Consider the following 23,224-nt stretch of genomic DNA (forward strand, 5'->3'; position numbering starts at 1 on the left):
AGCCCGCACGGGGGTCGCAAACGAGCGCCACACCTGGAGGACGCCATGTCTGTTCCCACCGAGGCCAACGCCGGGCGTACCGATGTCTCTTCCCGACGGCCGCAAATCGCCGAGCGCGCCCGCACCCTGGCCGGCTTCGCCGGCTCGGCCACCCTGGAGTTGCCCGGCGACCGGGAGGAGCAGGTGGTCCCGGCCGCCCGGGCGGTCGAGCCGGACGGCTCGCTGCTGCTGCTCGTCCCGGGCGAGACCGCCGCGGTCGTACTGACCTCGCGCGAGGACGTGGCCGCCGTGCTGCACCTGGTGGACGTCGCACCGGTCGCCGTGCCGCACCGGGTCCGGGCGCACTGCTGGATCGCCGGCTGGCTGACCATCCCCACCGGCGCCGACGCCGACGAGGCCGCCGCCCGGCTGGCCGAGCAGGCCCCCGACCCCACCGCATCGCCGCGAGCGGGCACCATCGTGCGCCTGGAGGTCGGCGAAGTGCTGGTCGACGACCTGTGGGGCACCGGGCACGTCGAGCCGGAGGAGTACGCGGACGCCCGGCCCGACCCGCTGGCCGACCACGAGGCCGAACTACTCCAGCACCTCGCCGCCGCGCACGGCGACGACCTGTGCCGGCTGGCGAGCCTGGCGGGCGCACCGGCCTGCGACGAGCGGGTCGCGCCGGTGTCGCTGGACCGACACGGCATCCGACTGCGCACGGGCGGGCCGGAGCGTACGTGCGACGTGCGGTTCGATTTCGAGACGCCGGTCGCGGGTCCGACGCAACTGGGCGAGGCGCTGCGCCGGTTGCTGCACGGGGTGCATGGCGGGGTGCAGGGGCAGGGGTGATGCGGGGTCGGGTGGGGCCGGGTCGGATGGGCCGGGTCGGTTCGGGTCGGGCGGCTCTCGGGCGAATTTCCCGTGTCGCGTGATGTGTGGCTCTCGGGCGGCTCCCCCGCCTCGTGTGATGTGTGGCTATCGGGAGACTCCCCCCGGTCGCCTGATGCGTGCGGCGGCGCGTGACGCTTGGCGCGTGAGGTGGCCCCTGGCGCATGACGCGTGTCCGCGATGTTGCAGTGACGCATGATGCGTGTCATGCGATGTGGGTCGCATGATGCGATCTTGGGTGGGCAGTCTCCCGGTCCGGGATCGGTCGTGCGCGGTCGTGGTGGGCCGCGTACCCGGCCGCGTCGTGGTGTGCCGTGTCGGGCACCCGGGACCGGCTAACGTTTCCGGTCGCGGCAACGGGTGGCGATCCACCCGGGCGGATCGCCACGGCGGACCGGGCAGGAGACCGCCGACGCGGAACGACCGCATCGCGCACGGCGGAAGGGACCACACGGGGTGTCGGAGCATCATTCGCGACACAGGCCGGAGGAACCGGCGAACGGGGAAGGCCGCGACCATCCGAACCCCCGCGCACCCTGGGAGCCGGAAACCCGGCCCGCGGCCCGATCCGGGGCCAGCCCGTGGCAGGACCGGCTGCGCACCCAGTTGCGATTCAGCGGGCACACCGCGAGCATCCCGATCGTGCCCGCCCCGGAGAAGCCGGAGGCCGGCCCCTCGGTCCCGCGTGTGCTCGACCTGGCGCTGCGCACCGGCGAACTGTTGCTCGCCAGCGGCGAGGGCGGCGAGGACGTCGAGGCGGCGATGCTCGGCATCACCGACGCGTACGGTCTGGAACGTTGCCAGCCCAATGTGACCTTCGTCGCGATCACCCTGTCCTACCAGCCGTCCCTGGTCGAACCGCCGGTCACCGGCGAACGGGTGGTCCGCCGGCGCGCGGTGGACTACACCCGGCTCGACGAGGCGCACCAGTTGGTCTCGGACATCACCGGCGCCGATCTGACCCTGGAGGAGGCGTACCACCGGCTCGCGGACATCCGCCGCAACCGGCACCCGTATCCACGCAACCTGCTGCTGCTGTCCGCCGGTCTGATCGCGGCCTTCGCCAGCGTCATGGTCGGCGGCGGGGTGATCGTGGCCATCGCGGCCTGCGTCGCGGCGCTGATCGGCGAGCGGCTCGCGCAGTTGCTCTCCGACCGAGGGGTGCCGGAGTTCTACCAGTTCGTGCTCGCCTCGATGCCGGCCGCCGCGATCACGGTGGGAATGATCAAGGTCGGGGTCGGCATCAATCCCTACGCCGTGGTCACCGGCGGGCTGTTCGCGCTGCTGCCCGGGCGGGCTCTGGTCGCCGCGGTCCAGGACGGGCTGACCGGCTTCTACATCACCGCCGCCGCCCGGTTGCTGGAGGTCTTCTACCTGATCGTCGGCATCATCGTCGGCATCTCGATCGTGATCTACATCGGCGACCAGGTGGGCGTGCAGTTCAACGTCGAGGGCACGTTCAACCTCAACGCCAACCCCCGCGCGGTGCAACTCCTCGCGGCGGGCGCGGTGTCGATGACCTTCGCGGTGCTGGTCCAGGTGCGACGGGTGCTGCTGCCGGTCGCGGCGGCGGGTGGTGCGGTCGGCTGGGCGGTGTTCCAGGTGCTGCGCGAGGCGGGCGCCGCGCCGGTGCTCGCGACCGCCGTCGCGACGGGACTGCTCGGGCTGCTCGGGCAGTTGCTCGCCCGTTGGCACGGGACGTCGGCGCTGCCGTACGTGATCCCGGCGATCGGCCCGATGCTCCCGGGCAGCGCGATGTATCAGGGCATGCTGGGGCTCGCCCTCGGCCACACCGACACCGGCTGGCGCAGCCTGGTCAACGCGGCGTCCCTGGCCCTGGCCCTCGCGGCAGGCGTCAACGTCGGCTCCGAGGCGGCCCGCTTCGTACTCCCCTCCCCACCACCACGCACCGGCCGCGAAATGCGCCCGGCCTCCAAACGCACCCGAGGCTTCTGACGGATGCCGGGGGCGCGCTGCGGGGCTACGACACGCTGCGCTCGGTGGGCGCGCTGCGCTTGGCGGTTCGTGCTGGGCGCGGCGGTCGCGGGGCGCGCCGGTGGCGGGGTGGCGCCGGTCGCGGGGTCGGCGCATCGGTCGCGGGGTTTGTGTCCGGTGCCGAAGTCGGGGCTCCGGCGTATCGCTCGGCGTCGAGGCGGACGCAGGTCACGGGGCCCGGCCGGTCGCGCCGCAGCCGTGCGCGATCAGGGGCGGAGGTGGCGCAGGGTGAACTCTTGGTCGGCGAGGGAGCCCGCCTGCGGGGCGGCCGGGTCGGCGGGAGTGGCCGCGCCTGGGATGGCGGCGGCGTATTGCTCGGCGTCGTCGATGGGTGTGTAGGCCAGTTCGGCGGGCGTGGGCAGGGTCCAGAAGCGACGGGTGTTGGCCGAGACGGCGTAGGCGGTGGTGAAGCCGGCGGCGATCGGGGCGTCCAGGGCCGCTCGGAAGAAGCCGACGCAGTCGCGTGGGCTGAGCCATGTGGCCAGGTGGCGCGGCTCGACGGGCGCCGGCTCGAAGCTGCCGATCCGCAGACAGAGCACCGACAGGCCGAACTTGTCCGCGTACAGCCGACCCAGCGCCTCCAACGCCACCTTGCTCACGCCGTACAGACCGTCCGGGCGCACCGGGTCGTCCGGAGCGGTGAGCCGACCGACGGGATGGAAGCCGGTGACCCGATTGCTGCCGGCCAGGACGACCCGGGACACGCCGGTCCGTCGGGCGGCCTCCAGCACGTTGTGGGTGCCCAGTACGTTCGCCTGCACCAGTTCCGGGAGCGGCGCCTCGCCCGGAATACCGCCGAGGTGGATCACCGCATCCGCGCCGGCGAGCGCAGCCTCGACGGCCGGCGCGTCCAGCAGGTCGACGACGCGCACCTCCTCTCCCGCGTGCTCCGGCCGCAGCGGGACCAGATCGAGCAGCACGAACCGCTTCGCCGCACCACGCAAGCCTTTGCGCAGCTCCGTCCCGATCCGCCCGGCCGCCCCGGTGACGACCACGCTCCCCAGACTCATCCCGCTCCCCTCGCCCAATGTGAACCCCGAGCCGCAGCCGGTCCCCGACAGCCTGCCCCGAATCGCGTGCACGGCACATCGGGCTGCCCCGACCTTCAGCACGCCTCCGACGCGCACGCGTACCGGACGCGGACCGGCTTGCCGTCCTCGGCAGCCAACCGGTGGTGTCGGACCACGTTCCGCACGCGTCTCGGCCACCGGATATCAAAATTCGCGACCCGAAGTCGCGATCGACACCGGCCGGCCACGGCCGTACCGCCGCAACTCCGCCACCGCCGTCGCCGACCCGGCGGGCACCCGGGCCCGATGCGCACGGCGCAGGCCGAGCGTCGCGTGCAGCTGCGGAGCAGTTGTTGGCGACGGTGGTCGGGCGTGTGGTGGTTGTGGGTCAAGCACCCGAGCCGGGATCTGGGGACGCCTCGCCGGGCGGTGTGTCGGGACTGACGTCGGGTGTGTCGGCGACCCTGGTCTCGAGTGAGTTGTTCGTGGCGTGTTGCGGTGCGATGGACCCGACGCCGGCCCTGGACCTCCAGCCCGACAAGCCACCCTCGTCGAAGCCCCGTAGCCCCGTAGCCCCGACACCACGGTCGGCTACTCAGGTGCGGTCGGAGAGCCCGTCCCGCGGCCCCCGATCACTGCAAACTCAGCCTTGACCCACGGTCGCCCCCAGCGCGCACCGCGCAATGCGCATTGCGCCGGCTGCGGGCCCGTGCTCGGCTGGTCCGCCGCCTCGGCGTCGGCGTCCCCCGGGGTGGCGGGGGTTTGCTCGTGATGGCGTGAGAGCGGGAACGACGCGGGGGGTGAGGGCGTTCGGGATTTGGGGTTGGTGGTCGGGATCCGCCGCCTCGGGTCGATGACGGGGTCCGGGTCGCCGGACCGGCAAGAAGCATGGAGGCTCCGCATGCCGGACGCGCACGCATCCACCGGGCCGCTCGCCGCTCTGCGTACGTGGTCGCCGCCGAGTGGGACGGATGTCCGGGCGGTCGTCCTGATCCTGCCCGGCGGTCGTGCGCGCAGTCGGCAACCCGCGTCTACCCGCAACCTGGCCTATCGCCGGATGGTGCCGATCGCCCGCAGCGTGCATCGGGCGACCCGCGCGGAGGGCGCCGCGACTTGGCTGCTGCGCTACCGGGTACGCGGTTGGAACGAGCCCGATCACGATCCGGTCCAGGACGCGTGGTGGGCGCTCGACGGCATCCGTACCCGCTATCCGCACGCCGAGGTCACCCTGGTCGGCCACTCGATGGGCGGCCGTACCGCGTTGCGCGTGGCCGAGCACGAGAGTGTGCGTACGGTCTGTGCCCTCGCGCCGTGGATCGAGGACGACGAGCCGTACACCCAACTCGCCGGCCGCGATGTGGTGATCGTGCACGGCACGGCCGACCACACCACCAGCCCGACGGCCTCGCATCGCTACGCGCTGGCCGCCCGGGAGGTGTCCGAGCGGGTCTGCCGCTTCGAACTCCCGGACGGCCACGCGATGGTGCGGCGGGCCCCGGCCTGGACCGAACTGATCCGCCGCACCGTGGTGGGCGCCGTCACCGGAACGCCGGACCCCGGAATCGCCCGGGCGATGACGGCGCCGGACCCGGACGGGCTGCGCGCGGTGGTGAGTTGACGCCGGGCGTGCCCCGCCGCGGGGCCCGGACGCGCCGATCACGCTCACCCGGCGCCTGGGGGCGCGGCAGTAAGTACGTCGCTCGGCTCGATGCCGAAGGCGGGATGCGCACGTCACCCGCACGGCGCCGAGGGCGGCGTGCGAGCCTCACCCACACGATGCCCACGGCGTAGTGCGTACGTCACCCACTCGGTGCCGAGGCCGGATGCGCACGTCACCCACATGGTGGCGAGAGCGGGGTGCGCACCTCACCCACACGATGGCGAAGGCGGGGTGCGCACCTCACCCACACGGCAGTGAGAGCGGCGTACTGGCCTCACCCGGACGATGGCGAGCGCGGTCGTGCGTACGTCGCTCACTCGGTGCCGATTGCCGCCAGCACGTCGGCGCGGGCCGCAGTACGCGCCGGCCAGACCGCGGCGACGATGCCGACGCCCACTCCGAGGGCGAGGAATCCGCCGACGCCGGCCCACGGGACGACCAGAACCAGATTCGGCACCTTGCTCCGCAGCGGACCCAGAATCCCCCAGGCCAGGAACGTGCCCACGGCCACCCCGAGTACCGCGCCGAAGACCGAGATCACCAACGATTCGAGTCGGACCATGGTGCGCACCCGCGAGCGGTCGAGACCGATCGCACGCAACATCCCGATCTCGCGCCGGCGTTCGAAGACCGACATGGCCAGCGTGTTGATCACGCCGAGCACGGCGATCAGCACGGCCATCGCGAGGAGCCCGTACATGATGTTGAGCAACAGGTCGACACTTCGGCTGATGGACTGCCGGATGTCGGTGCGGTCCTCGACCTGGATCAACGGGTTGTCGCCGATCGCGCGCTCGATCGTCCGCGTGGTCCGTGTGTCGTCGCCGTCGGCGGTGCGCACCATGATCGACCGGATGTCGCGGTGCGCGGAATGCGCCTGTACGAGCGCGGCCGGGACGGTGACCTTGGTCAACTGTTCGAGATCGCCGTGGAATCCGCCGATGGTGACGCGACCCCGGGTGCCGTCGGGATAGCCGATCGGGACCACGGACCCGATCCGCCAGCCGCGCTGCCTCGCGGTGTCCGCCGTGACCAGGATCTCGCCTCGGCGCAGCGCCGCCGCGGCGTCGGCCGTGCCGCCGAGGGCGAGCAGCCGTTCGATTCCCTTGGGATCCACGCCGATCACGGCGGTGTTGCGGCCGTCCAGCGTCACCGTGTCCCGGATCAGCGGGGACATCGCGGTCACCCCCGGCACCCGGGCGACCGCGTCGAGCACGCTCGCATCGACGGGCGCGCCGTTGACCGTTTGGATCCGGTAGTCGGCCGCCACCTCGGCGATCGCCCGCTCCTCGACCGCGTGCCGGATCGATGCGCCGAGCATGGTCAGACCGGCGATCAGGCACAGCCCGATGGTCAGCGCCGAGGCGGTGGCGGCGGTACGGCGGGGGTTGCGGACGGCGTTGCGGCGGGCCAGCCGACCGGCCACGCCGAACGGCCGGTCCAGGAACGGCGCGCTCGCCCCGATCACGGGTCGGGACAACAGCGGGGTGAGCAGGAGGATGCCGACCAGGACCAGGAAAACCCCGACGGCCACCGGCACTCGGCCGCCGTCGCCGGCGGTGGAACGGCCGTATCCGGTGAGCGCCGCGCCGGCGGCCGTCACCAGCGCGCCCATGACGCTGCGACCGCGCAGGCCGCCGTGGCCGGCGGGTTGTTCGACGGTGTTCAGCGCGGCGACCGGCGGGATCCGGGACGCGCGCCGGGCCGGCAGCCAGGCGGCGAGCAGGGTGACCCCACAGCCCACGAGCAGCGCCACCGCGATCGTGCGGGCCTCGACGATCAGCGGGCCGGCGGGCAGGTGGGCGCCGAACCGTTCCAGCAGCGACCGCAGCGTGCCCGCGAGCGCGATCCCGGCGGCGAGGCCCAGCAGCGAGGCGACCACGGCGACCGCCGCCGCCTCGCACAGCACGATCCGGGTGACCTGTCCGCGTCTGGCGCCGACCGCGCGCAACAGGGCCAGTTCGCGGGTGCGTTGGGCAACGAGCATGGTGAACGTGTTGGCGATGATGAACGTGGCGACGAACAGCGCGATGCCGGCGAACGCGAGCAGCGCGATGGTCATCTGCCGAGTGCCGGCCTCGATCTGGTCCACCTGCTCTCGGGCGAGCGCCCGCCCGGAGTCCACCCGCAGGTTGTCGGCGCGGGGCAACACCCGCGCGGCCGCGTCGCGCAGCGCCGTCTCGCTCGTACCGGGGGCCGCGGTCAGGTCGATCTCGCCGTACCGGCCGGGCGCCAACAACAGTCGCTGCGCGGTGGCGGTGTCGAACAGGACCAGCGAGCCGCCCGCCGACACCCGCGGATCGTCGGTACCGAACACGCCGGTCAGCCGGGTCTCCACCATCGGACCGCTCAGTGCGACGCGTACGGTGTCGCCGACCCGGAAGCCGGCCCTGTCCGCGCTCCGCGCATCCAACGCGATCTCGCGGCCGTTCGCCGGCCCACGCCCGGCCCGCATCGGGAAGCGCGGGTCGGCTCCGTCGCCGGTCGGTACGAAGTTGGTCCCGATGGTGGTCCACCCGGACCCGAGCAGGTCGCCGTCGCGGTCCACCACACCGGTGAAGCCCTCCAGCACGCCTCGCGCCCGGGCGACTCCCGGCAGCGCGCGCAACCGGGTGAGGGTGTCCTCGGTGAGCGCGGGATCCGGACGGCCGTGTTCCCGGGAGCCGGTGCGGTCCACGTTCTCGTCGATCACCGCGACGGAAACGTCGGCGAAGCTCCTGGACGCGGTGTTCTTGAAGGCCCGGCCCAAGGTGTCCGACAAGACCAGGGTGCCGGCGACGAACGCGACCCCGAGGAGCACGGCGACGGCGGTCATCGCCAATCTGGCCTTGTGCGCGACGACGTTGCGCAGAGCGAAACGAAACATGGGCAGCCCCCGGGAAACCGAGCCGAGCAATGGGATACCGCCATCCTCGACCGCCCCCACTCCCCCGGTCGTCCCCCACCGGTACGGCGCCCACATGCATCCCACGGCCCTCCCCGCGCCGCCTCACCCCCACCGCACGGCCCCGAAGTCGCCCACACGACCGACCCCAAAATCCACCCCCCGGACGACCACCCGAACAACCACGACGGAACCACCCCCCGGCCCCGAACGATCGGTCGGACAGAACCGCCCCACCGAACCACGCAGCGAAACCGCCCTTACCGGCCCGCGTCGCAGAACCGCCTCACCGATCCGAACGATCGAACCGGCACACCGGGCGCGAACCGGGCACGGCACGAGCGGCCCCGACGCGGCACGGCGCGGCACGGCGTGGGCGGGCACGGCGCGGCGCGGGCGGGCACGGCGCGGCGCGGGCGGGCACGGCGCGGCGCGGGCGGGCACGGCGTGGGGGTCGGACGGCGGCACCAGCGGACGCGCCGCGGCGGCGTGGTCGAGCCCGACACGGGCGGGCACGACACGGGCAGGCGTAATGCCGGCGGGTGGGGGCGTATCGGCCGGCGCTGCCCGGCTGGTGGGGCCGTCACCTGTCGGCCGCTGTGGGCCGGCAGGGCTTGGGCGGGTGGGGTCCGGGTGGGTTATTCGTCCGTGGGGGTCGCGTTGGTCAGGCGGGATCGGGTCCATGTGGCGATGTCGGCGTATCGGGCTTCGGCGCCGTGGCGGGTGGGTTCGTAGTAGGTGCGGCCGTGGATGGCGTCGGGGGCGTATTGCTGCGCTGCCACGCCGCCGGGGACGTCGTGCGGGTAGACGTAGCCCTGCGCGTGACCGAGCTTGGCCGCGCCCTTGTAGTGGCCGTCGCGCAGGTGTGCCGGCACCGGGCCGGCCAGCCCCTTTCGGACGTCGCCGAGTGCCGCGTCGATCGCCAGGTAGGCCGCGTTCGACTTCGGCGCCAGGGCCAGGTGGATGGTCGCCTGGGACAGCGTGATCCGCGCCTCGGGAAAGCCGATCAGCGCGACCGCCTGCGCGGCGGCGACCGCGACCTGCAACGCGGTCGGGTCGGCCATTCCGATGTCCTCGCTCGCCGAGATCATCAGCCGCCGGGCGATGAAGCGCGGGTCCTCCCCCGCATCGATCATCCGCGCCAGATAGTGCAGCGCCGCGTCCACATCGGAGCCCCGGATCGACTTGATCAACGCGCTCGCCACGTCGTAGTGCTGGTCCCCGTCCCGGTCGTACCGCACCGCCGCCCGGTCCACCGCGCTCTCCAGCGTGGCCAGCGTGATCGTGTCCTCGCCCTTGTCGGCCGCCGATCCCGCGCCCGCCTCCAACGCGGTCAGGATCCGTCGCGCGTCACCGCCCGCGATGCGCAGCAGGTGCTCCTCGGCGTCCGGATCGAGGGTGAGCGTGCCCTTGAGTCCACGCTCGTCGCCGAGCGCGCGGTGCACGACCTCGCGCAGGTCGTCGTCGGTCAACGACTCCAGGGTCAGCAGCAGGGAGCGGGAGAGCAGGGGGCTGATGATCGAGAAGTACGGATTCTCCGTGGTCGCCGCGATCAGCGTCACCCATCGGTTCTCCACCGCGGGCAGCAGCGAATCCTGCTGGGCCTTGGAGAAGCGGTGGATCTCGTCCAGGAACAGCACCGTGTCGCGGCCCTGCGCACCGGCCTGCCGACGCGCGTCCTCGATCACCGCGCGCACTTCCTTGACCCCTGCCGTGATCGCGGACAACTCCACGAAACGCTGCTTGGTGACATGACTGACCACATAGGCGAGCGTGGTCTTGCCGGTCCCGGGCGGCCCCCACAGGATCACCGAGGACGGCGCGGTGACCCGACTGTCCGACGACACCAACCGGCGCAGCGGCGACCCCTCGCCCAGCAGGTGCCGCTGACCGACCACCTCGTCCAGGTCGCGCGGGCGCATCCGCACGGCCAGCGGCGCGAGCGAGGGGTCCTTGGCCTGCCGGGCCTCGGCGGCAGCGGTGAAGAGATCGGAATCCACCCCCCGACCCTAACCCTCACCACCGACTCCCGACCGGCCCGGGACGCGCTCCCGGGCACCCCTGCCGCCCCCTGCACACGACCGGTCGTCGCCGTACGAGGCCCGCCACACCGAGCGCCGGTGAGCCCACCCGGCCGGCGGCCCGCCCCACGCCCGCCACCACCCCCGAGACGGGCATCGCACCCACACCCGCCGCCACCTCCGGGACGAGCAACCCACCACTGCCGGCACCGTCGCCCCGCGACCACCGAAGCCACTGCCCCGGGAAGCCGAGGCCACCACCGCCCGGCCGGCCGAGCCACCGCCCCGCCGGAGCCAATGCACCACCGCCCGGATCGCAGTGCGCCCCCGGCTCCGGCGTCCCCGGTCGTGGCGCCGGCGTCGACCGGCGCCACCCGCCCCGGCCACCGGTGGGGGCGGCGCCGTGTCAGCGAAGAACCCCCGCGGCCTTCGCCGTCTGGAGCCACTCCGGGAATTCGTTCATCAGGTTGTCGAACAGTTCGGCGTCGGGCATGCGCCGCGGGTCCGCGCCGGCCTCGAAGAAGCCCGCGTTGTCGACCACGCGGTACTTGGGGGCGGGCAGGTCGTCCAGTCGGTGCAGGAAGCGGAACTCGTCCCGGCCGAAGCCGATGAACTGCCAGAAGATCGGCAACTCGGCCGCCTTGCAGATGGCCTTCTCCGCGGCCTTGGCGTTGTTCGGCGCTCCGTCCGTCTGGAAGATCACAAAGGCCGGGTCGGTCGCACCACACGAGCGGTAGTGCGCGATCACCGCTTCCATCGCCGACACGTAGTCCGTGGTGCCCATATGGCCGAGCTTCTTGTGCAGCGCGGCGATCCGGCCACCGTAGTTGTCCAGCGAGATCTCCTCGGCCCGGTAGGCCTTCGTGTCGAAGAAGATCACCGGCACCGAGCCGTCGTCGTCGAAGTGCGCCGCTGCGGCCAACACCCGGTCGGCGAGCGCCTGCACGCTGCCGTTCTTGTAGAACGGCGCCATGCTGCCGGAGCGGTCGAGCACCAGGTAGACCGCGGCGCGCACACCCGCCAGCCGGTTCTTCTCCAGGCTGACCCCGGCCGCCTTGTACAGGCTGACCAACCCGGGGGCGGAGCGTTCGATCTTGTCGAGCGAGACCGCCGAGCCGCTGCCGCTGCGCACGGTGGCCGAGGGTGCGGTGGCGGGCGGCGCGGCAGCCGCCGACGAGTCCGGCTTCGACTTCTTGCGACCGAACAGCGAGAAGGGCATGGCGAGGGCTCCCAGCAGTCGAGCGAGTCGGGTGGCCGCCCCCTCACGGGGGCTTCCCCGGCCTACGCTCCCAGATCGGCCGCCCCTGCGAACAGGGGCAGATCCCTCACGAATCGGCCATGTCGCACCCCGCCCGTCGCGCCCGCACCTGGGCCGCGGTCAGCCCGGGCGGCACCACCACGACGTCGCCGACGTCCCCGGCCCACATCACCTGCGGACCGAACGCCTCGGCCAGCGCCGCCACCGCCCGCTCCGCCGCGCCCGCCCCCGGAGCCCGGAAGGTCAGCCCGGACGCCGGCTCGTCCGTCCCGATCCGCTTGCGCTCCCCCGCGACCGCCACCGCGAACCCGCCCAGGTGGTCGCCATCGGCCGCCCCCGGCCGCGCCGGCAACGGATCCGGCACCTCCGCACCGTCGACCCACAGGGTGAACCAACAGCGGGCGGACAACCCTTCGGCGCGCAACACCGCCAGCACGTCGCCGACTTCCGGATAGGACGCGGCACGCGCCTCCTCCAGCAGGTCGGCCGGCACCGGCGTGCCGAACGACTCGACGAACTCCAGGCCACCCTCGCCATCGGTGAACCAGCGCAGCGGATTGATGTGCACGGTGTGGCTCATGCGACCTCCCCTTTCGAGCCTTTCGAGCCCTGCGAGCCATTCGAGCCCCGTGAACTCTTCGAGTCCTTCGAGTCCCGACCTCGACCCACCCCAGCATCTCGCTCGGCTCCGACATGTGCGCCGACCGCAACGACCGCATCATCCCTACGCGTTCCGCCCGCATGCCCGCCGGCACGCGCGCCCTCGACAACATCGCCGCCGCCACCATCGCCCGGCACACCGCCGTCGAGCGGGCCGGCCACCGCTCCCGCCGGTTCCACCGGCGGCTCACTCCGCTCGCCGGCCCCGACCACACTTCCCGGATCCGCCACCACCCCCGCCCGCCGTCGCCGCGACACGAAGAACCACTCCTGCCACTCGCGCGTGCCCTCGATCGCCTGGACCCGCGCCATCGCGTACAGCCGGGTCGGTGGCGATCCCCGATAGCGCAGGTTGGCGAGTGTCCCGTCCGGCTCGGCCAGAAAGCGCACGATGGCACCCTGCGTCCAGCCGCGCCCCAGCACGATGGACCGCGTCACGTACTCCGCCGGCACCCGTCGCTTCGTCAGCTCCACCGCCATGTCGGCCTCCCCGAGGTCGTACGAACCGGCCCTGCACCGGCTCGACTTCCAAGGTAGGCACGCTTCGGCACCGCTGCTCCGAGCCTGTGCAGAAGCGTTTCGGCTACTCCACCGAGTCGACAAATCCGGCAACCGCAACGGCAACGCCGAAGGGCGGCCGAGCCATTGGCTCGGCCGCCCTCGATCACCACGAGCGGGCCCGACGACGAAGCGGAGTGCATCCGGGACGCCGGCGCCGAACGGTCCCCACAAACGAGCCGGGGCGGCTACTACTTCGACCGTCCCAACCCGCCCGCACGAAGGAAGTCACGCCTTCTCGGCACCTAGCCGTTGTCCGCCTTGCCACCCGACCCGGAGCCCGCCCCCGAACCCGAGCCCGAGCCCTCACCCGAGCCCGACTTCGGCTTCGCGTCGATCCCCGCCTCCCGCCGCTGCTGCACCGTGATCGGCGACGGCGCCCCGGTCAACGGGTCCCCACCGGAAGCGGTCTTCGGGAAGGCGATCACATCGCGGATGCTGTCCGCCCCACCCAGCAGCGCCACCAACCGGTCCAGCCCCAGCGCGATTCCGCCGTGCGGCGGCGGCCCGTACGCGAACGCGTCCAGCAGGAAGCCGAACTGCGACTGCGCCTCCTCCTCCGACATCCCGATCGCCGCGAACGCGCGCTCCTGCACGTCCCGACGGTGGATACGGATCGAACCGCCGCCGATCTCGGTTCCGTTGAGCACGATGTCGTACGCGTTCGACAGCGCCTCGCCCGGGTTCTTGTCGAACCCGTCGAGCCACTCCGCGGTCGGCGCCGTGAACGGGTGGTGGATCGCGTGCCAGCCCTGGTGGTTGCCGGCCGCGTCCTCGATCGGCTCGAACATGGGGAAGTCGACGACCCAGAGGAAGTTCCACTTCGACTCGTCGATCAGCGATCCGCGGCGGGCGATCTCCAGCCGGGCCGCGCCGAGCAGTTCGAGCGAGGCCGTGCGCCGACCCGCCGCGAAGAAGATGCAGTCGCCCTTGGCCGCGCCGGTCGCCTCGACCAGCCCGGCCAGGTGCTCCTCGGACAGGTTCTTGGCCACCGGGCCGCGCAGTTCGCCGGTCTCCGCATCGACCAGCACGTACGCCAGACCGCGCGCGCCGCGCGCCTTGGCCCAGTCCTGCCAGCCGTCCAGCTCCTTGCGGGTCTGCGCGGCGCCGCCGGGCATCACCACCGCGCCGGTGAACTCGGCCTGGAACACCCGGAAGGAGGTGCCCTCGAAGTAGGCCGTCAGGTCGACCAGTTCGCAGCCGAAGCGGGTGTCCGGCTTGTCCGAGCCGTAGCGCGCCATCGCCTCGGCGTAGGGCAGGCGGGGCAGCGGCAGCGGGATCTCCACGCCGTGCACCTCGCGCCACACCCGCGCGATCAGCTTCTCGGTCAGCGCCAGGATGTCCTCGGCGTCGCAGAAGGACATCTCGACGTCCAACTGGGTGAACTCGGGCTGCCGGTCGGCCCGGAAGTCCTCGTCCCGGAAGCAGCGCGCGATCTGGTAGTAGCGCTCCATGCCGGCCACCATGAGCAGCTGCTTGAACAGTTGCGGCGACTGCGGCAGCGCGTACCACGAGCCCGGCTGGAGCCGCACCGGCACCAGGAAGTCGCGGGCGCCCTCGGGCGTGGAGCGGGTCAGGTACGGCGTCTCGATGTCGAGGAAGTCGTGGTCCTCCATGACCTCGCGGATCACCCGGGTCACCTTGGAGCGCAGCCGCAGGTTGCGCGCCATCGGCGCCCGGCGCAGGTCGAGGTAGCGGTGCTTGAGCCGCACCTCCTCGTTGACCGTGCCCGGCGTGTACTCCTCGATCGGGAAGGGCAGCGGCGCCGCCTCCGAGAGGATCTCGAAGTCGTCCACGACGACCTCGATCGCACCGGTGGGGATGTCGGTGTTCTCGTTGCCGTCGGGGCGCACCCGCACGTCGCCGGTGATCTTCACGCAGAATTCGGAGCGCAGGTTGTGCACGGTCGCCAGGTCGCGGAAGACCACCTGTACGGTGCCCGACGCGTCCCGCAGGTCCACGAACGCCACGCCGCCGTGATCGCGCCGCCGGGCCACCCAGCCGGCGAGCGTCACGGTGTGGCCGGCGTGCTCGGCGCGGAGCGTCCCGGCGTCATGGGTGCGGATCACTGAAGCTTCTCCTTCAAGACGGTGACGACCCGGTCGAGCGGGACCGGGGTCTGGTCCCCGTTCGACAGGTCCTTGATCTGGGCGACGCCCTCGGTGAGGTCACGATCGCCGACGACGATGGCGTAGCGGGCGCCGGATTGCGACGCGGCCTTCATGGCGCCCTTGAGCTTCTTCCCGCCGAAGGCCATGTCGGCGGGGATGTCCTCGATCCGCAGCTGGGTGATCATGCCGAACACCGCGCGCCGGGCCGCGTCGCCGATCGCGACGCCGTAGACGTCGCAATCGGCCGGGGTCTCCACGGCCTGGCCCTCGGCCTCCATCGCGAGCATCGTGCGGCCGATGCCCAGGGCCCAGCCCACCGAGGGCAGGTCGGGGCCGCCGAGGTCCTCGGACAGGCCGTCGTAGCGCCCGCCGCCGCCGATCGCCGACTGTGCGCCGAGCCCGTCGTGGACGAACTCGAACGTGGTGCGGTTGTAGTAGTCGAGGCCCCGGACCAGCCGGGGGGTGTCCTCGTAGGCGATCTCCAACTCGTCGAGCATGCCGCGCACGAACGTGTGGTGTTCGGCGCACGCCTCGCACAGGTGATCGGTGATCAGCGGGGCGTCCGCGATCAGCGCCTGCACCTCGGGCCGCTTGTCGTCGAGCACGCGCAGCGGGTTGATCTCGATCCGCGCGTGCGTCTCGGCGTCCAGGTCGAGCGCGCGCAGGAACTCCTGGAGCTTGGCGCGGTAGACCGGCCGGCATTCGCGGCAGCCGAGCGAGTTGAGCAGCAGCCGGAAGTCGCGCAGGCCCAGCTTCATGAAGCCCTCGGCGGCGAGCGCGATCATCTCGACGTCGACCAGCGGGTCGTCGCTGCCGATCGCCTCGGCGCCGACCTGGGTGAACTGGCGGGTACGGCCCGCCTGTGGGCGCTCGTAGCGGTAGTACGAGCCGAAGTACCACAGCTTGACCGGCAGTCGGCCGGCGTACAGGTTGTGCTGGAGCACCGAGCGCATCACGGCCGCGGTGCCCTCGGGGCGCAGCGTCAGCGAGCGGCCGCCGCGGTCCTCGAACGTGTACATCTCCTTGGTCACGATGTCGGTGGACTCGCCGACTCCGCGCAGGAAGAGGCCGGTCTCCTCGAAGGTGGGGGTCTCGATGTACTGGAAACCCGCGTCGCGCAGCTCCAGGCCGAACTGGATCCGGATCCGGTTGAACGTCTCCGAGTATGGCGGAAGCATGTCGAAGGTGCCCTTGGGGGCGTTGAAGGTACTCACGGTATGAAAATCCGTCACATTCCTCGGTGCGGTCCCGCGGGCGGCGTCAGCTCTTGCAGATAAGGGTTGCTCGCGCGCTCGCGGCCGATCGTCGTCTGGGGGCCGTGGCCGGACAGGACGACGGTCTCGTCCGGCAGCGGCAGACACACCCGGGACAACGAGCGCAACATCTGCGCGTGATCGCCGCCGGGCAGGTCGGTGCGTCCGATGGAGCCGGCGAACAGCAGGTCACCCGAGTACAGGATGGGCGGGATGTCCGCGCTTCCCTGGGTGCCGAAGGCCACCGACCCCTGTGTATGGCCGGGCGCATGATGGACCGTCAGCTCGAGGCCGGCGAGGTCGAGCACGGCGCCGTCGGTGAGCAGGCGCACGTCCTCGGGTTCGGTGAAGGTCATCCCGCCGAACAACTGCTGCCCCACGCCCAGCGACAGGCCCTTGGCCGGGTCGGAGAGCATGTCGCGGTCGTCCGGGTGGATCCACGCGGGCACCTTGTGCTCGGCGCAGACCGGCACCACCGAGAACATGTGATCGATGTGTCCGTGGGTCAACACGACGGCCACCGGACGCAGCCGGTGCTCACGGACGATGTCCTGTACGCCGTCGAACGCGTCCTGCCCGGGGTCGACGATGACGCATTCCTCACCGGCGGCAGGGGCGACCACGTAACAGTTGGTCTGGAAGGACCCTGCGGGGAACCCGGCGACGATCACGTTCGTCCTCTCGGTCTCGGGGTCTTCCGGCGGCGGGGCAAGCACGGAAGTATGCGGCGGACGTGGGAATCAGGTACGAGACTACCGGCGCGCGGGGGCGGATCGCGAACCGGTTCAGGGGGTGCGTGCCTAGACTGTGCGCGAGCTGCGGTCGGTTCCGGGCCTGTGGGATCACCGCAGGTCGGGACCGGTGCACGGATCCCGTCACGGCACCGGGAGGCCTCCCCCGGCCCTCGTTCGGCCGTCGGGCGTCCGGGTCGAGTCCATCCACATCGAGTCCGTCATCGAGTCCGTTCGAATCCAGGAGAGCACGCGGTGGTCACCAAACAGCAGCGCCAGCGGCAGCTCGCGCGCGAGAAGTTCGAGCGCCAGCAGCAGCGACGCGGGACCGCACAGGCACGTCGGCGCCGGCGCAACCAGGTCATCGCAGCGGTCGCGGCGGTGGTCGTGGTGGCCGGTGGCGGGGCGTGGCTCGCGGTGGCGGCGAATGACGACGACGACAAGTCGACGAACGCGGGTGCGTCGAACACGCCGACCGCCCAGCCCTCGGCGCCGCAGTCGCCGGCCCCCGACGCCAAACCGAAGACGTGTGCGGCACCGGCTCCGGGTGAGCCGACCAAGGAGCAGTTCGCCACCGAGCCCGCGATGTCGATCGACACCAAGGCGGCGTACACGATGACCCTCAAGACCACGTGTGGCGAGGTGACGGTGGCGCTGGAGGCGGCGAAGGCGCCGCACACGGTGAACTCGTTCGCGTTCCTGGCGGGCAAGAAGTTCTTCGACCACACCAAGTGCCACCGGTTGACCACGGGCGGTCTGGCCGTGCTCCAGTGCGGCGACCCGACCGGAACGGGCACCGGCGGCCCCGGCTACAAGTTCGTCGACGAGAATCTCGGTACGGCGGGCCCGGACGGCACCGCGTCCTACCCGGCCGGCACCGTCGCGATGGCGAACTCGGGCCCGGGCACCAACGGGAGCCAGTTCTTCCTGGTCACCGGGGACAGCAAGCTCCCGCCGAACTACACCCCGTTCGGCAAGGTCACCGGCGGGATGGACGTGCTGGCGAAGATCGCCGCCGCGGGTACCGCGGACGGCGGCAGCGACGGTGCGCCGCACGAGAACGTGGTCCTCGACAGCGTGACCGTGGCCAAGTAGCAACCGACCGGACGCATGTTCCACGGCGACTCCCGGGGCTCGGCCCGGCCCGCGCCCCGGGGTCCTGTGTAAAGTGCGCCGCATTCAGCATCGAAGGAGGCCGCTGTGAGCAGCGACCCGTGGGGCCGCGTGGACGAGCAGGGAAACGTCTTTGTCAAGACGGCGGACGGTGAGCGCTCCGTCGGTTCGTGGCAGGCGGGTTCCCCGGACGAGGCCCTGGCCTACTTCCGGCGCAAGTACGAGGGGCTCGCCGTCGAGGTGGAGTTGCTCGCGCGGCGGGTACGGACCACCGACCTCGCTCCCAAGGACGCCCACCACGCGATCGAGCGCCTGCGCGCGAGCATCGTCGACGCGAACGCGGTCGGCGATCTGGAATCGCTCGTCAAGCGTTTGGACGCGCTGGTGACCGTGGTGGACTCCAAGCGCGAGGAGCGCAAGGCCACCCGCGCCAAGGCGCAGGAGGAGGCGCAGGGCGCCAAGGAGCGCATCGTCGCCGAGGCCGAGCAGCTGGGCCAGAGCACGGACTGGCGTCCGGCCGGCGAGCGGCTGCGCGCGCTGGTGGACGCGTGGAAGGCCGTGCCGCGGCTGGACCGCAAGGCCGACGACGAGCTGTGGCACCGGTTCTCGCAGGCCCGGTCCAACTTCGCCAAGCGCCGCAAGGCGCACTTCGCGGAGCTGGACGGGCAGCGCGACAGCGCCAAGCGCGTCAAGGAGAAGCTGGTCGAGGCGGCCGAGGCGCTGTCGACGTCCACCGAGTGGACCGACACCGCGGCGCGCTACCGCGACCTGATGAACGACTGGAAGGCCGCCGGTCGGGCCCAGCGCGACGTCGAGGAAGAGCTGTGGCAGCGCTTCCGGGCCGCGCAGGACGTGTTCTTCGCGGCGCGCAGCGAGGTGTTCGCCGAGCGCGACTCCGAGCAGCGGGAGAACCAGGCCGCGAAGGAGCTGCTGCTCGTCGAGGCCGAGACGATCGTCCCGGTGACGGATGTCAAGGCGGCGCGGGCCGCGCTGCGCTCGATCAACGATCGCTGGGAGGCCATCGGCCACGTCCCGCGCGATGCCCGGCCGAAGATGGAGGCCCGCCTGCAGAGCGTCGAGCGGGCGATCCGCGAGGCCGAGGAAGAGCTGTGGAAGCGCACCAACCCGGAGGCTCGGGCGCGGGCGCAGGCCGCGGTGGACCAGATCCAGGCGTCCATCGACAAGCTGACCCAGCAGGCGGAGAAGGCCCGGGCGGCCGGGAACGAGCGCAAGGTGCGCGAGGCCGAGGAATCGATCGCGGCGCGCGCGGAGTGGCTGGCCGAGGCGAACAAGGCCCTGGAGGAGTTCTCCGGCTGAGCGAACCGCGCATCCGCGCGGCGGCGAACACGAGGTACGGGCGGACCCGGGCCGGCAACATGCCGACCCGGGTCCGCCCGTTTCCCCACGCCCGCATACGTCACTCGCCCAAGTTCGCCCTGCGCAGCCGTCGAAACCACCGGCGGATCGCAGGCAGGCACGCAAGGACAGCCGGAGAGCGTGCGGCTGGGGCAGACGCACGACGCCAGACCCAGGCCGGCGGCGAGCATGAGACGGACGGACACCGTACGGCCCGCCGAACGCGAGACGGGTGGGCGCGGCGGCAGGGGCGCGCGGGAGGCAGGCAAAGGCACCCAGCCGGCGCGAAGTCGGCACGGACGCGCGATCCCGGTCGCAGCCCGACGGTGAGTACGAAACGGGCGGACACGCGCCGCGGGCGGGTGGTGGGCGCGGAGGTGAGGGCGCGGGACGGGCGGGCAAGGGCAGCCGGAGAGTGCGAGGTTGGGGCGGACGCGGGGTGCAGGCGGGCGCGACACCGCCGTGCGAGGTGGGCGGGCGACGGGTGTCTGGTGTCCGTCGTGCGTGCGGTGCCGCCGTGGGTGGGCGGTGAGGCGTACAGTTCCCGGCACTTGGGAGTTCGGGGCGGGCGTGTGTTCCGGCGTCGGAGCTCGCGAGTGTGTTCGGGGCGGCCGAACGGGGCCGCGGGTCGCGGGGGTTCGGTGCCGGCAGGTGACGGCTACGGGTTGCTTCCGGTTTCGTGGCCGAGGTGCTTTCGAGCCATGCGATCCATCATCATGTGACCCGCAATCACCACCGGTTCAGGAAACAGGTACGGGGGAGCACCCATGTCTCAGCCAGATCCGCTGATCGAATTCGCCGCCGCACTGAGAGCGATCCGGGACGCGGCGGGCGAGGTGCCGGCCGCCGAACTGGCCCGGCGCGCAGGCATCGACGAGACGGTGCTGGCGGCGGCGCTGTCCGGGGCGATGTTGCCCTCGCTCACCGTCACGATGGCGATCGTGTCGGCCTGCGGCGCGGTCCCCACCGGCTGGGAGGCCAAGTGGCGCGAGGTGGCCGCGGCCCATCTGGCCGGCCCGGCTCCCGAGGCCGCCCCCGTCGCACCGTCCTCGCCCCCGCCGCCGCCTCGGCCGAGCGCCGCCCCGTCGATCGGCCGGCCGCCGGCCCCGAACACGCCGCCGCCTCCGGTCTACCCGGCCGCGCCCGCGACGCCGCCCTCGGCCGCCGCTCCCGGCACGCCCCCGCCGCCGACCCAGGCTCCGCCGACGCCGCCCACCACGCCTCCGGTCGAAGCGGCCCCCGCCAGGCCCACCGCTCCGCCCCCCGAGCAGCCGAGCGCGACTCCCGCCGCCACCGCACCGGCGGCCGACCCGACGCCCGCGCCGGCCTCCCCGCCGAAACCACCGGCCCCCGCCGGAGCCGCCGCCGAGACGCCCCCGGCCCCGCACACACCGACGTCCACGTCCACGTCCGGCGAAACCACCGTCGCGCCGAGCAACGAGGGGCCCCAAAGCAACTCCCCCGCCGACCCCGCCACTTCCGCCGAACCCACCCAGCCGCCCGCCTCGGACTCGACCACAACCCCGACGCCCCCGCAGGCATCCACGTCCGCATCCGACGAAACCACCGTGGCCCCGATCCTCGAAGCGCTCCAGAGCGACTCACCCCCCGGCCCCACCACCTCCCCCGAAGCCGCTCGGCCCACCCCGGCACCGGCACCGATCACCGCCCCGACGCCCCCGGCCGCATCCGCTCCCGCCTCCGCGTCCGCGTCCGCGTCCGCGTCGGACGAAACCACCGCCGCCCCCACCCACCAGCCCACCCAGGCCCAGTCCACCCCCGACCCGCACACCGCCCCCACGCCCCCACCCCCATCCGCATCCGCGCCCGACGAACCCATCGCCCCGCTCCACCGGCCCGCCGTCGAGCCCACCCAGCCCAATCCCAACCTGGCCGCCCATCGCCAGGCCCCTGCCTCCGCCGGGGAGCCCGCCACCGTGCGGCCGCCCGTCGTGGAGCGGCCCTCCGACCGGCGCTCCTCCGCCGTCGTGCGCGAAGCCGGCAGCGCCCCCGTCGTGCCCTCCTGGGACGGCCCCGACCGGGCCGTGCTCGCGCCGCTGGAAGGCGACGACCCGCGCACCGTGGGCGGCTACCTGCTCCGGGCCCGGCTGGGCTCGGGCGGAATGGGGCGGGTGTATCTCTCCTACACGCCCGGTGGGCGGCCCGTCGCGATCAAGGTGATCCGGGGCGAGTTCGCCGACGACCCCGAGTTCCGCCGGCGCTTTCGCCAGGAGGTGGCCGCCGCCCAGCGCGTCCAGGGCCTGTACACCGCCCCGGTGATCGACACCGACGCGGAAGCCGCGCAGCCGTGGCTGGCCACCGCCTACGTCCCGGGCCCGTCCCTCTACGACGCCGTCTACCGGCACGGTCCGCTGCCCGCGGAGACCGTTCTGGTGTTGATGGCCGGCGTCGCCGAGGCGCTCCAGTCGGTGCACCAGGCGGGTGTGATCCACCGCGACCTCAAGCCGTCCAACGTGATCCTGGCCGCCGACGGACCGCGCGTGATCGACTTCGGCATCGCCCGGGCCGCCGACGCCACGCCGCTCACCCGGACCGGGATGAGCATCGGGACTCCCGCGTTCATGGCCCCCGAGCAGGCCAGGGGCCTGCCCTCCAAGCCCGCCACCGACGTCTTCGCACTCGGCTCGCTGGCCACCTACGCGGCCACCGGGATGTCCGCGTTCGGCGAGGGCACGGACAGCTCGGTGCTCTACCGCGTGGTCCATCAGGAACCCGAACTGTCCGCCGTACCCGCGCAGTTGCTGCCGGTGGTACGACGCTGCCTGGACAAGGACCCGGAGCGGCGTCCGACCCCGCACGAGGTGATCGAGCTGTGTCGGGTCGCCTCCGAGGGCACCCGGCTCCAGATCGGCGAGGGCTGGCTGCCGCCGACCCTGGTCGCCGAGGTCACCCGCCGGGTCAACGAGCAACCCCCCAGTCCGCCCAAGGACCCGACCGTGGGCCGCCGCCGCAAGCGCCGCGCGCTGATTGCGGCGGTCACCGTACTGGTCCTGGCCGCCGCCGGCGCGGGCCTGGCGATCGGCCTGCGCAACAAGGACGAGGACAAGTCCCCCGCCGCGAAGACCGGATCCCAGTCGCAGACCCCGAGCCCGAACGCTCCCACCGGCGCCACGCCGACCCCGTCCGTGACCACGAGCGCCAAACGCACCGGCGCCCCGACGTCCACCTCCACCGCCACCGGCGCGCCGTCGATCGCGGCCCGCCCCGGCGAGAGCGCGACCGCGATCGCCACCGCCGGCGGCGTGGCCGAGGGCGGCGTGCTGTTCGAGCGGCAGTTGGACGTACCCAACGGCTACTGCGTCGGCCTGAGCTACACCACCACGTGGAAGGGCAGTTGCAGCAGCGACGACACGGCGGGCGTCCTGTACTTCTACAGCGACGGCAACCACATCCAGGGCAGGGAGATGGTGCTGCTCGACCCGGGGCAGCCCAGCGACTTCCAGACCTGCCTGGGCGAGACCCGGTACGCGAACAACAACCAGCTGCCGTTCACCTACCTCAAGGTGGGCTCGGTGATCTGCACCAAGGACACCAAGAACGGCCTGGTCGGCACCGTCCGGATCAACGAGATCCCGTCCACCTCGGGCCCCAGCCAGTACTGGAAGGTCTCGATGACCGTCTGGCGCGGCCCCCGCGGCTGAGCACGCCGAACTCGCTCGACCCGACGGAACGCGGCCGAGCGACCACAACAGGCAGGGGGCGGCGCCGGGATCACTCCCGGCG

15 protein-coding genes are annotated in these 23,224 nt (G+C 72.6%); 6 read left to right on the plus strand and 9 right to left on the minus strand.

Annotation, left to right across the window (positions count from 1 at the left end; genetic code table 11):
* Window positions 1–45 precede the first annotated feature (45 nt).
* The gene (locus tag ACFZBU_RS33945) at window positions 46–831 is read left to right on the plus strand and encodes a DUF2470 domain-containing protein (protein ID WP_391587551.1); all 786 of its coding nucleotides are present in this window, start codon (window positions 46–48) and stop codon (window positions 829–831) included.
* Window positions 832–1,512: 681 nt separating this feature from the next.
* Window positions 1,513–2,826 (plus strand): threonine/serine exporter ThrE family protein, encoded by a 1,314-nt coding sequence (locus ACFZBU_RS33950; RefSeq protein ID WP_391587552.1) that lies wholly within the window; start codon window positions 1,513–1,515, stop codon window positions 2,824–2,826.
* Between the two features lie 245 nt (window positions 2,827–3,071).
* Here ACFZBU_RS33950 and ACFZBU_RS33955 read toward each other — a convergent pair whose 3' ends face one another.
* Complete coding sequence (locus ACFZBU_RS33955; protein ID WP_391587553.1) at window positions 3,072–3,875, minus strand: NAD-dependent epimerase/dehydratase family protein; 804 nt, start codon at window positions 3,873–3,875, stop codon at window positions 3,072–3,074.
* A gap of 901 nt (window positions 3,876–4,776) precedes the next feature.
* Here ACFZBU_RS33955 and ACFZBU_RS33960 point away from each other — a divergent pair.
* Window positions 4,777–5,493: an alpha/beta hydrolase gene (locus tag ACFZBU_RS33960; protein WP_391587554.1), complete on the plus strand. Its 717-nt coding sequence runs from the start codon at window positions 4,777–4,779 to the stop codon at window positions 5,491–5,493.
* A gap of 355 nt (window positions 5,494–5,848) precedes the next feature.
* Here ACFZBU_RS33960 and ACFZBU_RS33965 read toward each other — a convergent pair whose 3' ends face one another.
* The 8 genes from ACFZBU_RS33965 to ACFZBU_RS34000 all read right to left on the minus strand — a co-directional run bounded on the left by ACFZBU_RS33965 (window position 5,849) and on the right by ACFZBU_RS34000 (window position 16,951).
* Window positions 5,849–8,401: an ABC transporter permease gene (locus ACFZBU_RS33965; RefSeq protein WP_391587555.1), complete on the minus strand. Its 2,553-nt coding sequence runs from the start codon at window positions 8,399–8,401 to the stop codon at window positions 5,849–5,851.
* 656 nt (window positions 8,402–9,057) lie between these two features.
* Window positions 9,058–10,419: a replication-associated recombination protein A gene (locus tag ACFZBU_RS33970; RefSeq protein ID WP_391587556.1), complete on the minus strand. Its 1,362-nt coding sequence runs from the start codon at window positions 10,417–10,419 to the stop codon at window positions 9,058–9,060.
* 427 nt (window positions 10,420–10,846) lie between these two features.
* Entirely contained in the window at window positions 10,847–11,659 is an 813-nt protein-coding gene (locus tag ACFZBU_RS33975) for a vWA domain-containing protein (RefSeq protein WP_391587557.1), read from the minus strand.
* 106 nt (window positions 11,660–11,765) lie between these two features.
* Window positions 11,766–12,278, minus strand: a complete 513-nt coding sequence (locus ACFZBU_RS33980; protein ID WP_391587558.1) for a hypothetical protein — start codon at window positions 12,276–12,278, stop codon at window positions 11,766–11,768.
* The gene (locus ACFZBU_RS33985) at window positions 12,275–12,838 is read right to left on the minus strand and encodes a hypothetical protein (RefSeq protein WP_391587559.1); all 564 of its coding nucleotides are present in this window, start codon (window positions 12,836–12,838) and stop codon (window positions 12,275–12,277) included. Before ACFZBU_RS33985 ends, ACFZBU_RS33980 begins: the two co-directional genes overlap by 4 nt.
* Before the next feature lie 323 nt (window positions 12,839–13,161).
* Window positions 13,162–14,985 (minus strand): aspartate--tRNA ligase, encoded by a 1,824-nt coding sequence (aspS, locus tag ACFZBU_RS33990; RefSeq protein ID WP_391587560.1) that lies wholly within the window; start codon window positions 14,983–14,985, stop codon window positions 13,162–13,164.
* Entirely contained in the window at window positions 14,982–16,241 is a 1,260-nt protein-coding gene (gene hisS / locus ACFZBU_RS33995) for a histidine--tRNA ligase (protein WP_391587561.1), read from the minus strand. The genes aspS and hisS overlap by 4 nt, the downstream gene beginning before the upstream one ends.
* Window positions 16,242–16,255: 14 nt before the next feature.
* Entirely contained in the window at window positions 16,256–16,951 is a 696-nt protein-coding gene (locus ACFZBU_RS34000) for an MBL fold metallo-hydrolase (RefSeq protein ID WP_391587562.1), read from the minus strand.
* 315 nt (window positions 16,952–17,266) lie between these two features.
* Here ACFZBU_RS34000 and ACFZBU_RS34005 point away from each other — a divergent pair, with 315 nt between their 5' ends.
* From ACFZBU_RS34005 to ACFZBU_RS34015, 3 genes are all read left to right on the plus strand, one after another.
* A complete protein-coding gene (locus tag ACFZBU_RS34005) occupies window positions 17,267–18,106 on the plus strand; it encodes a peptidylprolyl isomerase (protein ID WP_391587563.1) in 840 nt (279 codons plus the stop codon).
* A 105-nt stretch (window positions 18,107–18,211) separates the two neighbouring features.
* Entirely contained in the window at window positions 18,212–19,441 is a 1,230-nt protein-coding gene (locus ACFZBU_RS34010) for a DUF349 domain-containing protein (RefSeq protein WP_391587564.1), read from the plus strand.
* A gap of 806 nt (window positions 19,442–20,247) precedes the next feature.
* A complete protein-coding gene (locus ACFZBU_RS34015; protein WP_391587565.1) occupies window positions 20,248–23,142 on the plus strand; it encodes a protein kinase in 2,895 nt (964 codons plus the stop codon).
* Window positions 23,143–23,224 lie beyond the last annotated feature (82 nt).

This window comes from Embleya sp. NPDC008237 (genome assembly GCF_042956465.1).
GTDB lineage: Bacteria > Actinomycetota > Actinomycetes > Streptomycetales > Streptomycetaceae > Embleya.